This window comes from Burkholderia sp. WP42 (assembly GCF_000745665.1).
GTDB classification, from domain to species: Bacteria; Pseudomonadota; Gammaproteobacteria; order Burkholderiales; family Burkholderiaceae; genus Burkholderia; species Burkholderia vietnamiensis.
Map to the genome: position 1 here is coordinate 1 of NZ_KN050727.1, position 14,765 is coordinate 14,765.

The 14,765-nt window shown below is 60.1% G+C and carries 11 protein-coding genes, 2 tRNA genes and 1 pseudogene; 7 read left to right on the forward strand and 7 right to left on the reverse strand.

Annotation, left to right across the window (positions count from 1 at the left end; all coding sequences use genetic code 11):
- Positions 1 to 140: 140 nt before the first annotated feature.
- The 6 genes from EX20_RS29110 to EX20_RS29135 form a co-directional block, all read right to left on the reverse strand.
- The gene (locus tag EX20_RS29110) at positions 141 to 1,115 is read right to left on the reverse strand and encodes an IS5 family transposase (RefSeq protein ID WP_034194679.1); all 975 of its coding nucleotides are present in this window, start codon (positions 1,113 to 1,115) and stop codon (positions 141 to 143) included.
- A gap of 93 nt (positions 1,116 to 1,208) precedes the next feature.
- Positions 1,209 to 1,667 carry a Zn-ribbon domain-containing OB-fold protein gene (locus tag EX20_RS29115; protein ID WP_034195552.1) on the reverse strand — a complete coding sequence of 153 codons (459 nt, stop codon included), beginning with the start codon at positions 1,665 to 1,667 and terminating at the stop codon, positions 1,209 to 1,211.
- Positions 1,664 to 2,845: a thiolase C-terminal domain-containing protein gene (locus EX20_RS29120; protein WP_034195553.1), complete on the reverse strand. Its 1,182-nt coding sequence runs from the start codon at positions 2,843 to 2,845 to the stop codon at positions 1,664 to 1,666. Before EX20_RS29120 ends, EX20_RS29115 begins: the two co-directional genes overlap by 4 nt.
- Positions 2,842 to 4,149 carry a CaiB/BaiF CoA transferase family protein gene (locus tag EX20_RS29125; RefSeq protein WP_034195554.1) on the reverse strand — a complete coding sequence of 436 codons (1,308 nt, stop codon included), beginning with the start codon at positions 4,147 to 4,149 and terminating at the stop codon, positions 2,842 to 2,844. Before EX20_RS29125 ends, EX20_RS29120 begins: the two co-directional genes overlap by 4 nt.
- A 62-nt stretch (positions 4,150 to 4,211) precedes the next feature.
- Complete coding sequence (locus tag EX20_RS29130; protein WP_034195598.1) at positions 4,212 to 5,174, reverse strand: PDR/VanB family oxidoreductase; 963 nt, start codon at positions 5,172 to 5,174, stop codon at positions 4,212 to 4,214.
- A 26-nt stretch (positions 5,175 to 5,200) separates the two neighbouring features.
- Positions 5,201 to 6,523 carry a Rieske 2Fe-2S domain-containing protein gene (locus EX20_RS29135; protein ID WP_034195555.1) on the reverse strand — a complete coding sequence of 441 codons (1,323 nt, stop codon included), beginning with the start codon at positions 6,521 to 6,523 and terminating at the stop codon, positions 5,201 to 5,203.
- Positions 6,524 to 6,957: 434 nt separating this feature from the next.
- Between EX20_RS29135 and EX20_RS29140 the strand changes: the two genes are divergently transcribed.
- From EX20_RS29140 to EX20_RS29155, 4 genes are all read left to right on the forward strand, one after another.
- Positions 6,958 to 8,061: an MFS transporter gene (locus EX20_RS29140; protein ID WP_231572308.1), complete on the forward strand. Its 1,104-nt coding sequence runs from the start codon at positions 6,958 to 6,960 to the stop codon at positions 8,059 to 8,061.
- A gap of 237 nt (positions 8,062 to 8,298) precedes the next feature.
- Positions 8,299 to 8,505 (forward strand): hypothetical protein, encoded by a 207-nt coding sequence (locus EX20_RS33105; RefSeq protein WP_034195556.1) that lies wholly within the window; start codon positions 8,299 to 8,301, stop codon positions 8,503 to 8,505.
- Between the two features lie 68 nt (positions 8,506 to 8,573).
- Positions 8,574 to 10,109: an aldehyde dehydrogenase gene (locus EX20_RS29150; RefSeq protein ID WP_269321577.1), complete on the forward strand. Its 1,536-nt coding sequence runs from the start codon at positions 8,574 to 8,576 to the stop codon at positions 10,107 to 10,109.
- A gap of 113 nt (positions 10,110 to 10,222) precedes the next feature.
- Positions 10,223 to 11,860 carry a GMC family oxidoreductase gene (locus EX20_RS29155; protein WP_072465530.1) on the forward strand — a complete coding sequence of 546 codons (1,638 nt, stop codon included), beginning with the start codon at positions 10,223 to 10,225 and terminating at the stop codon, positions 11,858 to 11,860.
- A 6-nt stretch (positions 11,861 to 11,866) separates the two neighbouring features.
- On the opposite strand, the gene EX20_RS31585 is transcribed toward EX20_RS29155, so the two are convergent.
- Positions 11,867 to 12,672, reverse strand: a protein-coding gene (locus EX20_RS31585; protein ID WP_131929128.1) for an IS5 family transposase whose coding sequence is annotated in 2 segments (ribosomal slippage) — positions 11,867 to 12,342 and positions 12,342 to 12,672 — 807 coding nt in all. Because the reading frame shifts where the segments join, the coding sequence is not laid out codon by codon here.
- Positions 12,673 to 12,878: 206 nt separating this feature from the next.
- Here EX20_RS31585 and EX20_RS29165 point away from each other — a divergent pair.
- The 3 genes and pseudogenes from EX20_RS29165 to EX20_RS29180 form a co-directional block, all read left to right on the forward strand.
- Positions 12,879 to 13,082 (forward strand): annotated as a pseudogene (locus EX20_RS29165) (transposase); the annotation flags it as partial.
- Between the two features lie 1,044 nt (positions 13,083 to 14,126).
- Positions 14,127 to 14,213: transfer RNA gene (locus EX20_RS29175), tRNA-Leu, on the forward strand.
- Positions 14,214 to 14,472: 259 nt separating this feature from the next.
- Positions 14,473 to 14,559 (forward strand) — tRNA-Leu (locus EX20_RS29180).
- The last annotated feature ends 206 nt before the right edge of the window (positions 14,560 to 14,765 follow it).

Consider the following 14,765-nt stretch of genomic DNA (forward strand, 5'->3'; position numbering starts at 1 on the left):
CTAAGGCTACGCTGAACAAGCAGCTGAATTGGCGGCGTGTTGGCGATGTGGAGGTGTTCAGGTCGTGAAGCCGACCGTCACTCCTTTGCTTTTGGCCCTTGCGGGCATTGCACGCGGGCGTTTTGCCCGCCTTTCGCCCATTACGGGCGCAACTGCGCCATCAATCGCGTGCGCGACAGGTACACGTTGGCGAGCGCCAAAGCGACGAAGGCCCGGTTCGCATTCTTCGCCAACCCGCGGTAGCGCACCTTCGTGAAGCCCCACAGTCGTTTGACCACCGCGAACACATGCTCCACGCGTGCACGGATCCTCGACTTGTGGCGGTTCTTGCCGCGCTGCACCTCATCGACTTCACCCGCGCGACGGGTGCGCTGATTCGTGAAGTCGCGCGCCTTCGGCGCTTTGCTGTGGATCAGCGCTTTCTGGCTGGCGTATGCGCTGTCACCGTAGACCCGCCGCTCCTGTCCGTGCAGCAATTGTGGCAGCGGATGCTTGTCATGCACGTTGGCCGGCGTGAGCACTGCGCTGTGCGCCAGGCCGCTCTGGCTGTCCACGCCGATATGCAGCTTCGCGCCAAAGTACCATTGCTTGCCTTTGCGCGTCTGATGCATCTCGGGGTCGCGCGACTTCTGCTCATTCTTCGTCGAACTCGGCGCACCGATGATCGTGGCGTCCACGATCGTGCCGCTCTTGAGTTTCATGCCGCTCGCCTGCAGCACCCGGCCGACTTCGGCAAACAGCTTCTCGCCCAGTTTGTGGGTTTCGAGAAGACGACGAAATTTGAGCAGCGTGGTGGCATCTGGTGCCGCCTCGCAGCCCAGATCAATTCTCGCAAAGCGACGCAGGCTGGCACTATCGTAAAGCGCCTCTTCACACGCGAAATCGGCCAGGTTGAACCAGTGCTGGATGAAATGGATTCGCAGCATGCGCTCCAGACCAATCGGCGGGCGGCCATTGCCGCGCTTCGGGTAATGCGGCTCGACCACCGCGCACAACTCAGTCCACGGCAGAATTGCATTCATCGTATCGAGAAACTCATCGCGCCGTGTTCGCTTGCGGTGTGTCTCGAAACCCGCACCTTCATCAGCTGCCATCGCCAACGTCTGCTGCTTCATCCTGTTCTGCCTTCCTTATCCACCCCGATCTATAACGCTCGGAGCAGTTCTGCGGTGGACTTGATCAGCTTTGCCCTAAACCTTTGGATACTTTCACGTCGAAAGCCGCCATTGCAGCAGACTGTAAGGCGTCGCGGCGTCGGCATGATGTTCGAACACGCCAGTCACCGCCGCGCCGATTTCGACCGGCTGACGGGGATCGCCGAGCAGGTTGCCGAGCATGCGCACATGACCCGCGTGCGGCAATTCCACCAGCACCACGAGATACGGCGTCGCTTGAGCGAGCGCCGGGTGCGACGGGTGCCAGACGCGCTCCCAGCTGAAGATGCGGCCGCGCGGCGCCACTTCAAGCCACGCGGGGTCGAAGGTACGGCACCCGTGACAGATCCACTCCGGCCCGAATTGCCACGTGTGGCAATGCGCGCAACGCTGCACGCGCAATTTCTCTTCCCTTAACCCGTCCCAATACGGCGCGGACAAGCCGTCCGGCTCGGGCACCGGCGCGGGAAGTCCGGCGGGCAGATACGTCGGCGAAGCGGATGAATCCGTCATAGCGTTGCCTCCGATCCGAACAGCAGGCTGCTTGCCGGCGTCACCATCGGGCCGCCGATCACCAGCGCCACGTCGTGTCGCGCCGCCTGACTGGTCGACTCGCCGCGCACCTGGCGTGCCGCTTCTATCACCAGCTCGAAGCCGTGTACGTAGCATTCGCCAAGATTGCCGCCGCTCGTGTTGAGCGGCAGCTTGCCCGACGGCGCGACGAGATTCTCCGGCGTTAGAAAATCGTTGGCTTCGTCGGGATGGAAAAACCCGTGCTCGCTCAGCGCCATCGCCACGCCTCCGGTGAAGTTCTCATAGCTCTGCACCACGCCGACGTCCGCGGGCGACACGCGCGCCATCCGGTACAAATCGCCTGAAACGCCGCTATAGTTGGCACTCGCGTAATGGGGCGCGTTGTGCGGCGAGGCGGCCGCTCGCCAGTCACCGCCACTCGCCGCGCCAAGCAGATACACCGGCCGATGGGGAAAGTCCTTCGCGCGTTCGGCTGCCACCAGCAGCAACGCGCCCGCGCCGTCATTCTCCATGCAGCAATCGAACAGACGAAACGGCTCGACGATCCAGCGCGATGCGTCGTACGCTTCGGCGGTCAGCGGTTTGCCGTGCATCACCGCGCGCGGATTGGCCTGCGCGTGCTGATAGGACGCGAGCGCGATCGCGCGCAGCGCTTCGCGGCGCACGCCGTGTTCGTGCATGAAACGCTGCACCTTCATCGCGAACTTCTGTGGCGGCGCAAGCACGCCATACGGCATCTGATACGCCATCTCGCCAGAGATGGTCGCGCGCGGCGCCGCCTGGCCGAAGCGGCCGAACTGCCCCTGCGCGAGTCCGCGATAGACCAGCACGCACTGCGCCATGCCGCTCATGATCGCGGCCGCGCCGTTGGCCACCGCCGCGGCACAGCCGCCGCCTCCGCCGCCCCACTGCATCGTCGTGGAGCGCAAGCGCTTCACGCCGAGCGCCGTGGCGATACGCACCGCGTCGTTGCGATCGTCGGCGAACGAGGCGAAGCCGTCGATGTCCGCCGGGTCGATATCCGCATCGCGGCACGCCGCCAGCACCGCCTTGAGCAGAAGCCTGAATTCCGGGTCCGGCGCGCGGCCGGCACGGTAGTATTCGCTCTCGCCGACGCCCACTACCGCGATCTGCCCTCGCAGCGTGCGCTCCGTCATGATGTGGGGACCTCGGCACCGCCCGCGGCGGCAACCACCTGATTGCAGCTATACACCGCGCCGCTTTGCAACAGCGCATCCGCACCGTCGCCGGAGTAACCCAACACTTCAGTAAGGATCGAGCGACTGTGTTCGCCCACGCGCGGCGCGGGCGACGGATCGTCGATCGGCGTCTCGCTGAAGCGGAACGGCAGATTGATATTCGGCAGCCAGCCGAGCTCCGGATGTTCAAGACGGCTTACGAGCTTGCGCTCGCGTGCTTCCGGCGAACGCAGCGCCTCGCCGACCGTACGTACTTCGCCGCACGGGATCGACGCGGCCCGCATGCGTTGCTGCCAATGCGCCCAAGGGTGGCGAATGAACGCTTCGTCGAGGATACGAAACAGTTCGTCGCGCCCCGCGATGCGGCCGTTGCGATCGGCAAGCACCGGGTCGGCGGCCAGTTCAGGCATCTCCAGCACCTGGTTGGCGAGCCGATGGAAGATCTTGTCGTTACCGCAATTGATGTAGAACGCTTTGTCCGCCGCTTTGAAAACGCCCGACGGACACGTATCGGGACTCGTGTTGCCGTGGCGGCGCGGCTCCTCGCCGGTGAACAGATGCTGCACCGTCGCGTAGCCGGTCATCAGCACGGCGTTGTCGAACAGCGAAACCTCGACAGCCTGGCCCTTGCCGGTGCGTTCGCGTGCGACCAGCGCGCCGAGCATGGCATTGCTCGCCATCATTGCCGTACTGATGTCCATTACCGGCGACAGCGCACGCACGCCAAGGCGATCCGGATAGCCGTTCATCGACACGAATCCGCTCTCGGCCTGCGCGATCGGGTCGAATCCCAGCCGGTCCGCGAACGCACCTTCGCGTCCATAAGCGGACACCGAGCAGTAGATCACCTGCGGATTCAGCTCGCGGCAGGCTTCGTAGCTCAGACCGAGGCGCTCCATCACGCCGGTCGAAAAATTCTCCGCGACGATGTCCGCCGTCGCGACCAGTTCGCGCGCGATGCGTCGTCCCTCCGCCGATTTCAGATCGAGCGCAATGCTGCGCTTGTTGCGATTCGCCCAGAGATAGGGGCCGCCGATACTGGCGTCCTCGGGATGAGCCGGCGGGTAATAACGGAACTCGTCGCCGCGCCCCGGCGCTTCGATCTTGATGACCTCCGCGCCCATGTCGGCCAGCATCATCGTCGCGAACGGCCCCGCGATAAAGTGAGTGAAGTCGACCACGCGAATGCCGGCGAGCGCCTTGGGCGCATTGGCGGGACGCGGCTCGTGCTCGGGAAATTCGTTGACCAGTCTGGAAAGCATGAAGTCTCCTCGTCGATGCGCGCGGCGCACCTTCTATCAGTGATTCGTGTTCGGTTTGAAGATCAGAGATCGAGCACCAACGTAGGCGACAACGACCCCGAACAGCACACCATCACCGCACGGTTCCCCGCCTTCTCCTCGTCGGTCAGATAATCGTCACGATGATCGGGCACGCCGTCGATCACGCCGGTGCGGCAAGTGCCGCACACCCCGGCCGAGCAGGCGTACTGGACGTCGACACCGTGATCCAGCAGCGTGTCGAGAATCGTCTTCCCGGGCGCGACCGGAATACGTCTGCCGTCGCGCCCGAGCACCACGTCGAAGCCGCCGGCCGTTGCCGATTCGTTCGCGGCCGCGAAACGTTCGAAGTGCACCTGCGCGCGAGGCCGCGACGCGCATGCTTCGATAAACGCGTCGACCATGCCGCGCGGTCCGCAGCAATACAGGTGAGCGTCCGCGGGCGCGCGTTCCACCACGCGCCGCAAGTCGAGCCGTCCACCTTCACTTTCCAGATGCATGGTAATGCGCGAGCCGGCTTCGTCGATCTGCGCGAGATCGTCTGCATACGCCGCACGTGAGCGCTCGCGCGCGGCATAGTGCAATTGCCACGATGCGCCGGTGCGCTCGAGACGCCTGATCATCGAAACGATCGGCGTGATGCCGATACCGCCGCAGATGAACACCGATTGCCGTGCTGCTTCGCACAGCGGAAAATCGTTCATCGGTGCGCCGATCGTGAAGCGGTCACCGACCCGCGGCGTGCGGTGCATCCACGCGGAGCCGCCGCGGCCGGTTGCCTCGCGCTGCACGGCGATGACATAACGGTGCCGCTCATGCGGATCGTTGACCAGCGAATAACTGCGCACACGGTTCTCGGGCAGATAAAGGTCGATGTGCGCGCCAGCTTCGAAGGCCGGCAAAACTGGCGTGTCGATGGGCCGGAATTCGTATGACGCCACGTCGTCCGCTTCCAGACGGATCTGCGTAAGACGGACGTCGATGCGATCGGCGTTGTGCTGAGACATGATGTCGAACTCTCGCAAGCGGCCGCTCAGGGCGTGTAGCCGAAATCGGCGCCGAGGCGCGCGCGCATGTGTTCAGCGCCGTCGCTTTGCCAGGGCGCGCCCGCGGGCAACGTCAACGACACCGCGCGCACCATCCAGAGATCCGGATCGTCCACCCGCACCGGTGACACACGTTCAGACGCCAACTTGCGCACGTTTTCGAGCAGCAGGCGCCGGGTCATCGCCACGCCCGTATCGCTGATGCCGAGATTTTCCTTGCGGCGGTCGTAGATCGGCGCAACGCCCGACTGGCATGCGGCGTCCTGCACCCACAAGCCCGGCAGGCCGGAGAACCAGGTTTTCGTCTGCGCGTCGTAATTGAACTGGAAAGCCGATTCGAGGTTGAAGCGGGTCCAGTACTTCGCATACGGCTGCGTGACCGGTCGCGGCGCGAACGCGTGCGCACTCGCGTGGCCGGTCTCGCGTCCCGCGTGGCCGTCTTCGAACAGCTTGCGGGTCTTTTCGTAGAGCGGCGCGGCCGGCGTGTACGAGAACATCAGACACAGTGTGTTTTCGTCGTCGATCGGCACCCATGCGTGGCCGCTCAGTTCCGGATACTTCGATTGCGGCGGCACGAGCGTGTAGAACGGAAACAGGAACTGGTTGACGCGCCAGTAGTGGTGACTGTCGTCGAGTACCCGGCGCGACGCGATGCTGATACCGAACTCGCGCCGCTGGCACTCGAACACAGGACGCAGATCGCGCTTGGCGGTCCATTCGTTGATCGCGCCTTGCGAGTCGATGCGGCCATGCAGGATCGGCGCGTGCGCCGAATCGATCTCGCCTTCCACCGCCTGCAGCCAGTTGCATTCCTGCACGCGGAAGCTGAAGTGCACGTTCTCCAGCGGCACCATATTCCATTCGAGATTCGGCAGCGGCGGCAGCGCGTTTGCATCGGCCTCACCCATGTATGCCCAAACGATGCCGTTGCGTTCGCGGCACGGATAGCTCCTGATGCGTACCTTGTCCTTGAGCCGGCTTTCTGGGGGCTCGGCGGGCGTATCGATCACCTGCCCATCCACGCCGAACTGCCAGCCGTGATAGACGCAGCGCAATCCGCAGTTCTCATTGCGGCCGAACACCAGCGGCGCGCCGCGATGCGGGCAGACATGATCGACAAGACCGACCCGCCCTTCGCTGTCGCGAAACGCGATCAGATCTTCGCCTAGCAGACGCACGCGCTGCGGCTGGCCGTCGACGGTCAGATCCGACGACGGCAGGAACGGCAGCCAGTAAAGGCGCATGAATTGACCGGTCGGCGTGCCGGGGCCAACACGCACCAGGGTCTCGTTGTCTTCGTGGGAAAGCATGACCGTCTCCGTTGGTAGCCAAATTGGTGGGACCAATTATATAAATAATTCGGAGGTGGTCAACTACCAATTTTGCTTGAGGGGAGACGTTTTGGTTAGACATATCGGCCTGATTCCAGGGTTAACCCAACCTGAGAGAAATCCACTATCATTATGATAATAATGGATATTTTCTTGTACATCGCGTGATTCAATCACGATTCCCCAACAGTGGTACATGACCTCCAGGGATTTCCCGGGCTTTGACATTCCGCAAACTCGCTATACATTGGACCCTCCAAATTGGCCCACCCAAATATAGAACACGACCAAAGGAGATAAATATGAGCCTGTCGTCTCGGTCCCCTGTTGCGTCCCCGGCGCCAGGGGTTGCCGCTTTGGCGAACTCCGATGTCGACGGCACCCAAGTAGTGTCGCGTGTCGGGCGACGCTTGATGTGGTACCTGATTGCGCTTTACGTGGTATCCGTGCTGGATCGCGGCAACCTCAGCTTCGCATCGTTTTCGATGAACAAGGAACTGGGTCTCACGCCTCAAATGTATGCCGTCGGTGTCGGCATCCTGTTTCTGGGCTACTCGTTATTCGAAGTCCCGAGTAACCTGGCGCTTGCCAGGTTCGGCGCGCGCATCACGCTCACGCGAATCGCGATGCTGTTCGGTCTGGTGACCATGTCAATGGCGTTCGTCACCGGACCGCGCAGCTTCTATACGGTGCGCGCGCTTCTCGGAATCGCCGAAGCCGGACTGACCCCGGGCGTCTTTCTGTTTCTGAGCTACTGGATTCCACAACAGCATCGCGCGCGCTACAACGCGATGTTTTCCTACTCGATCCCGGCCGCGTACGTGGTCTCGTCACTCGTGTCCGGTGCGATCATGCAACTCGACGGCGCATGGGGTGTGCCGGGCTGGAAGTGGCTATTCCTGCTGGAAGGATTGCCCGCCGTGATGCTCGGCATCTTCGGTGCGTTCTATCTGACCGACAGGCCACATCAGGCAAAGTGGCTCTCGAGCGACGAGAAGATCTGGCTCGCGAAACAACTCGAAAGCGGTGACGCGCCGTCCGCTCACGGCATGCCATCGGGCGTCATGACACTGCTGCGCCGCCCTGAGATGTGGGTACTGACACTTGGATATGTCGGCATATTCTCCGGCAACGCGACGGTCGGCGCGTGGCTTCCGCAGATATTGCATCACACGGGCGTGCCGCTCAGCATCATCGGCTTTGTTACCGCGCTGCCGCCGCTCGCTGGCATAGTGGGCATGACGTTCCTGTCGCGCCGCTCGGATCGTAGCAAGGAGCGCGTGCTGCACACGGTGGCCTCCATGCTGATCGCAGCGGCCGGCTACACCACCGTCGCAATGTCGAGCACGCTCGCCGTCGCGCTCTTTGGTTTCGCGTTGGCCAATATTGGGGTATACGCGTCACTGGCGATCTTCTGGTCGATTCCGCAAACGTATCTGCCTGCAAAGGCCAAACCCGCCGTGATCGCGATTATCAGCTCGTTCGGCGCGATCCTGGGGGCTGGGTCGTCCCGATGATAATCGGCCGCGTGCAGCAGCAGGCGCATAGCCTCGCCGCCGGCATGATCGTGGTGGCAATTTTCTTCGTGCTGTCGTCGGTGTGCGTATTCTTCGCCGGTCGACGCATGGCCTCTCACGCCTGACTGAAATAGCGATGAAACGAGATCCTCTCTCTGGCGGACGCGTGATCGAGTTCAGCGCGCTCCCTCCCGCGCCCCTCTGCACGATGCTGCTCACCGACATTCGCGCGGTATCGTGCAAATCGCGCGGCCGGGCACCCGCATCAATGCCGATGACTTCATGCACCGCGAACGCCGCGTCGCGCCGCTCGATCTGAAGGCGCCCGCGGATTTTAATATTCAATTCCGCCTGCATACGTGGTGTCGTCGCTCGTGTCCGGCGCGATCGTACGATTCGACGGCGTATGGCGCGGCCGGGGTGGACGTGGCGATTTCTTCCTGAAAGAAGATGCCGTAAGCCATTCGTCCAGAATATCCATAGATACAGGGAACACAGAACAGAAATATTGAATGTTCCCAAATACGGAAGATGAAGTGATGCCGACAATTAGCGCAATTAATTCCAATGCATCATCCCCGCCTCTTAGGCATCCCGATAAACTTTTCATCGGCGGAAAATGGATCAATGCCAGTTCGGACGCGAAATTCTCAGTTATTGCTCCACACACCGAGGATGTCTACGTTACGGTTGCCGAGGCCGGAAGGAGTGACATAAACAAAGCCGTGGCTGCCGCTCGCGCTGCGTTCGATCACGGCCCTTGGCCAAGTCTTTCGCATGCTGAGAGGGCAAAATACCTGCATGCAATCGCCGAAAGACTGAGGGCTCGCGCAGGTGACATGGCAGAGATATGGCCAAACGAAATGGGTGTCACGTCGGCATTCGCCCAGGCCCATATGCCGCGAATCGCAGACATTTACGATTTCTACGCGACTCTGGGCGGATCATTCGGTTTTGAAGAACAGCATCAGACCAGCTCCGGCGTCGGCAAGGGACTGTTAGTCCGGGAGCCCGTCGGCGTAGTTGGTGCGATCATTCCATGGAACGCCCCGGCCATGCTCATTGCCTACAAGTTGGCACCGGCACTGATAGCAGGCTGCACTGTGGTCTTGAAGTCATCGCCAGAGGCGCCAGGCATGGCGTTGATCGTGGCCGAAGCCGCTGAGGATGTCGGCCTGCCAGCGGGCGTGCTAAATGTCGTTACTGCCGACCGGGATGCCTCGGATGCGCTGGTACGTAACCAATCAATCGACAAGATCACGTTCACTGGATCGAGCGCGGTGGGCAAGCACATTGCATCCGTATTGGCCGAACGCGTCGGGCGCTTTACCCTTGAACTGGGTGGCAAGTCCGCCGCAGTAATTCTTGAAGACTACGACGTAGAAACTGCCGCAAAGATACTTGCCGCGGCGGCAACGCAAATGACCTGTCAGGTCTGCGCAGCTCTCACCCGCATCATCGTTCCCAAGTCTCGCCATGACCAATTCCTGGATGCGCTTGGAGCAGCTTACTCAGCAGTTAAAGTCGGTAGCCCCTTCGATCCAGAAACACAGATGGGCCCCGTGGCTACGTTCCGACAACGTGAGCGAGTGGAAAGTTATATCAACAAGGGTAAAGAGGCCGGCTTCACGCTAGCTGCCGGTGGTCGACGCCCCCCTCATCTCCCTCGTGGCTATTTTATTGAGCCCACGGTGTTCGGCAACGTCGATAACGGGTCGGTACTGGCTCAGGAAGAAATCTTCGGTCCTGTTCTGGCGGTCATCCCGGCCGAAAGTGAAGCGCGAGCGATTGAGATGGCCAATGATACGGTCTATGGTCTTAGCGGCGCCGTATTTACCAATGACGTAGACCGCGCGTATGCGGTCGCACGCCAACTGCGGACGGGAACGGTCGCGCACAATGGATTCCGCAACGACTTCGGAATAGCCTTCGGCGGCTTCAAGCAATCAGGAATAGGTCGAGAAGGCGGCATTGAGGGCTTGATGCCTTACTTGGAGACAAAGACGCTTCTCCTTGACAGCCTCCCGTCTAAACATCTGAAATCCTGACGGGCTCAAACATCGGACGTTGCTGGTCCGCACCTTCGGCGAACCAGCGCAGTGCGTGTCGACACGTAACATAGCGACACAATCAAAAACAGCACTTACCTGGAGATTTTGCCGTGCCGGAAGCATACGACTACATCATTGTTGGAGGCGGGTCCGCTGGATGTGTTATCGCGACACGACTGATTGAAGAAACTCAAGCTAGCGTATTGTTACTTGAAGCGGGTCCGATGGACAAAGATATGTTCATCCACATGCCTGCAGGGATGCGGAACGCTCAAAAGTACTCATGGAACTATCTTAGCGAAGCTGACCCTGACAACGGAGTTCCCGCCATTCACATACATCAGGGTCGGGTGTTGGGAGGTGGCAGCTCGGTCAACGGCATGGTCTACTGCCGTGGGACAGCTCACGACTATGACGATTGGGAAAGAATCTATGGATGCACCGGCTGGGCCCATCACGATGTATTACCGTATTTTATCCGCTCTGAGCGAAACGAGACGCTCGGAGCGCCGAACCATGGAACCGACGGCTATTTGTGGGTGAGCGAGCATCGCTACCGGCACCCTCTCACAATGGCTTACATCCGCGCGGGGCAAGAACTTGGCTTCCCCTACATCACTGACATGAGCGGAGCGGCCGAACAGGAAGGTGTTGGCTTCTGGCAGTGCACGATTCATGAAGGTAAGCGGGGTAGCACCGCTCGCGCGTATTTGTATCGGGTCATCAAAAACAACCGCCTCACGCTGATCACCGATGCTGTCGCTGAGAAGATCCAGATCGAAAATGGGCGCGCTGTCGGGATTAGCTATTCCCGCAAAGGCGGGTCACAGACGGAAGTGGTCGCGAACAAGGAAGTCATCGTAACCGCTGGCGCCATCGAAACACCCAAGCTGTTGATGCTATCCGGAATTGGTCCGGCTGCACATTTGGCGAAATTCGGGATAAAGGTCAAGGTTGACAGCCCGCAGGTAGGCCAAAACTACCAGGACCATCTGATGGTCTCGTTGACTGCCGAAACACCAGGAATCCGTAGCATCCTGCGGGAGTCCAAAGGACTTAGAAAGATCGCCAACGGGATCGAGTGGTTGGCATTCAATCACGATGGAGTCGTGTCATCAAACGTGCTTGAGGGCGGCGGCTATTTCGACATAGACAAAGATGGCAGAATAGATACACAGCTGTTCGTATTTCCTTTCTACGAGGGCAAACGTTCCCAAAATGCGACGCAAACAGCCGAGATTCCTGACGGCATTTCGCTCAAGGTGGGTCATGTCTGCCCGGAGTCGCGTGGCGAAGTACTCCTTAGCGGTGCCACTGCGGCTGATACGGTGCGATTGAAAGGGAATTATTTGACGGCAAAAGGGGACCTCGATGCACAGGTCAAAGCAGTGAAGCTGGGTATGACCTTCTTTGAAGCACCGTCTCTAAGAAAGATCGCCCGCAATATTTCACCGTCGATCACCGATCTCACCGACGTCGCCGAGTTCGTCAGGAGCAATTGTGTAACGATATTTCATCCCACCTCAACCTGCCGGATGGGGCCGTCTCTGAAAAGTTCGGTTGTCGATCTTGAACTCCGTGTATGGGGCGTGGCCAATCTGCGTGTCGCTGACGCCTCTGTCATGCCGCATATCGTCAGCGGCAATACGAATGCGCCGACAATTATGATCGCAGAGCGCGCAGCTGAAATGATAATAGCCGATTTGCAATTGCTGGCGTATCAAAAGGGCGACTTAGCATTAGCCTAAGAGGCGCTAACACAAGTCATCCACGAAGCGCGAACAGATAACGGCAGTAGCAAGGGAGAGCAACGCAGCGTGAATGTCGAGACGTCGCTCGAAGCGAATGCGCAGTTTGCCGAAGCCGGCAAACCAGGCGTGCGTGCGCTCGACCACCCAGCGATGCCGTCCCAGCCGTTCCTTGCTTTCTATTCCGCGCCGGGCAATGCGCGCCGTGATCCCTCGCTGTTTCAGGTACTGCCTGCAGCGGGCAAAGTCGTAGCCCTTGTCCGCATGCAGTTTGTCCGGGCGTTTGCGGGGCTGGCCGCTCAGGCCCGGTACCGCAGGTATCGCATCAACCGTGCGCTCGAATGCCATCGAATCATGCCGGTTGGCGCCGGTGACCGTGATCGCCAGGGGAACGCCCCGGGCGTCTACGACGAGGTGTCGCTTCGTCCCGAGCTTGCCACGGTCCGTTGGGTTGGGGCCGGTTTCCTGGCCCCCCGGGGGCTGGCAACGCTGTCCGCATCCACGCTCGCCCGTCCCCAATCAATCTGGTCATGCTCGCGCAACCGGCGAAGCATTGCCAGATGCAGCTTGTCCCACACGCCCGCGGCCTGCCAGTCCCGCAAGCGTCGCCAGCAAGTCATGCCGCTACCGAAACCGAGTTCCTGTGGCAGGTCTTCCCAAGGGATACCCGTGTGCAGGACATACAGGATGCCGTTCAGTGCAGCCCGGTCGCCAACCGCGCGACGACGACCGCCTTTGGGTGACGGCGTGAACATCGGAATCAACGATTCCAGCGCCACCCATAATTCGTTGCTGATTTTTCGTCTGGACATGCCGCCAGGATATGGCGTTCATGGCTGGATGTCCAGGTTGTGTTAGCGACTCTAAGTCGTAAACATCGCTGCGTGAGATAGGTGGGGCCACGTGGCAGGGTCAAATTTTGATCCGGCGCTTCAATGACGCCAAGATCGGGTAATGAACCGGCCCTGAACAATCCGCGAAGGCTTATGCAGTAAGGCTCCGAGGTCCGAATGGTGTTAGTTCGGCGCGTTTGATTGCAGCCTCGCTGTACTTGCAACATGCATTCGATCTGTCGGATGAAGCGGTGGTCTGGCAATGGCTCGAGAACCCGTACTGGCAGGTGCTCACCGGCGAGACGTACTTGCAGACCAGACCCGCGATCGATCCGTCGAGCCTGACGCGCTGGCGCAAGCGGCTGGGCGAAGCCACCGTCGAAGAACTGTTTGTGGGTGCCGGCCGCAACGTGCAGATGATCCTTCGGAAGCTGAGGCTTTTTTACGCTCTGATTCTTGCCGTCTTGCTCAACGGTCGGACAGTTACGCCATAGGCGGCGTGATGCCGCCGAGGGAAAAACGAATTGTTCAGGGGCGACTATCAGGGACTACGTCGACCGCGGCAGTTTTGTAGTCGTCATCTCGAAGATGCAGCGCTAGTTTAGCGTCTTCTGGTCTCGCCTAGACGACGTCTAGAGGTTGGGTGGATTTGCTTGTCCGTTTCCCCACCCGGTATGGACAACAGTACGAGATCGCCTTGGCTCTCTTCGGATGCCAGCTGGTCCAGGTAGTCGGCCCAGTCTTGGCTCATCCGTCGTCGCTGATCGAAGAATTGGGCCCGGTCATATGCGTCTCCTGGTTCCTCGTCGCTGCCATGGGCAAGGTGCCGTCAACGATTTCCTTGTCGAAGCCCAGGCGCTCGCGAATCAGGTGCGGCCAGTAGCTCCGAACCCATGTCCGGTCATTTCATGCCCCGAATACACTATAGTCCTGAGGGCCGCATTGATAGTCCCGTCCGACATTGGTAGCCCCTGCACCCTGACGCATAAGCCGGCTATGGACTTCTCATGTAGCGTCAACGCAACAAAATAACTGGGCGCCGGTGCTCTCCTGTAGCTACGTGGATGGACTTGAGATCTGTCGTACGCACCCCGCGTTTCAACTGCAATTTAGTACATCATCTAGTACACCGCCCCCACTCCGTTCATATAATGTTATTTAAAAACAATAGCATAGGTTACGAAAGCGAGTCCTCTCCTGGGCACCATCTGTTTTCGAAAAGGTCGGCTTCTAGCCGGCCTTTTTTATTTTCCGCGCGCGGTTCGATGAGATCGCCAGGTGCACTCGTTCAGCGGCGTGATGCGCGGCAACCTCACCCTGCACCATCGTGAAATCGCATCCGGAAAATATTATCGTTCGCAGCCTCAAATTCTGTTGACAGATCTCCCAGACACGCTAGAATAGCGGTCTTCGCATCGCAGCAAGCGAAACGTGCCCAGGTGGCGGAATTGGTAGACGCACTAGGTTCAGGTCCTAGCGGTGGCAACATCGTGGAGGTTCGAGTCCTCTCCTGGGCACCATCTGTTTTCGAAAAGGTCGGCTTCTAGCCGGCCTTTTTTATTTTCCGCGCGCGATTCGATGGGCTCGCCAAGTGCACGGGCTGGGGGAAGCCACGCGCATGCGGCGCGATTCATCCAGCGGCGTGATGCGCGGCAACTTCACCCTGCACCGCCGTGAAATTTCATCCGAAAAATATTATCGTTCGCGACCTCAAATTCTGTTGACAGATCTCTCAGACACGCTAGAATAGCGGTCTTCGCATCGCAGCAAGCGAAACGTGCCCAGGTGGCGGAATTGGTAGACGCACTAGGTTCAGGTCCTAGCGGTGGCAACATCGTGGAGGTTCGAGTCCTCTCCTGGGCACCATCTGTTTTCGAAAAGGTCGGCTTTTAGCCGGCCTTTTTTCATTTCTGCTCCCTGAACCACGATTCCCGATCGCGCCGACACGACGCGACCAGCCGCCCGGCATGCGTCGCATCCGCGCGGTAACGCGCCGGCAACCGCCCTCTCCCGCATGCCCCCACTCTCGTCACCAAGAAAAACCGGGATTTCCCTAGGCTGACATGACGCCG

What these genes read in the sequence shown, in the direction of transcription:
- EX20_RS29110 (WP_034194679.1), bottom strand. Translation starts at nt 1,115, where the DNA reads ATGAAGCAGCAGACGTTGGCGATGGCAGCTGATGAAGGTGCGGGTTTC.
- EX20_RS29115 (WP_034195552.1), bottom strand. Translation starts at nt 1,667, where the DNA reads ATGACGGATTCATCCGCTTCGCCGACGTATCTGCCCGCCGGACTTCCC.
- EX20_RS29120 (WP_034195553.1), bottom strand. Translation starts at nt 2,845, where the DNA reads ATGACGGAGCGCACGCTGCGAGGGCAGATCGCGGTAGTGGGCGTCGGC.
- EX20_RS29125 (WP_034195554.1), bottom strand. Translation starts at nt 4,149, where the DNA reads ATGCTTTCCAGACTGGTCAACGAATTTCCCGAGCACGAGCCGCGTCCC.
- EX20_RS29130 (WP_034195598.1), bottom strand. Translation starts at nt 5,174, where the DNA reads ATGTCTCAGCACAACGCCGATCGCATCGACGTCCGTCTTACGCAGATC.
- EX20_RS29135 (WP_034195555.1), bottom strand. Translation starts at nt 6,523, where the DNA reads ATGCTTTCCCACGAAGACAACGAGACCCTGGTGCGTGTTGGCCCCGGC.
- EX20_RS29140 (WP_231572308.1), top strand. Translation starts at nt 6,958, where the DNA reads ATGTGGTACCTGATTGCGCTTTACGTGGTATCCGTGCTGGATCGCGGC.
- EX20_RS29150 (WP_269321577.1), top strand. Translation starts at nt 8,574, where the DNA reads ATGTTCCCAAATACGGAAGATGAAGTGATGCCGACAATTAGCGCAATT.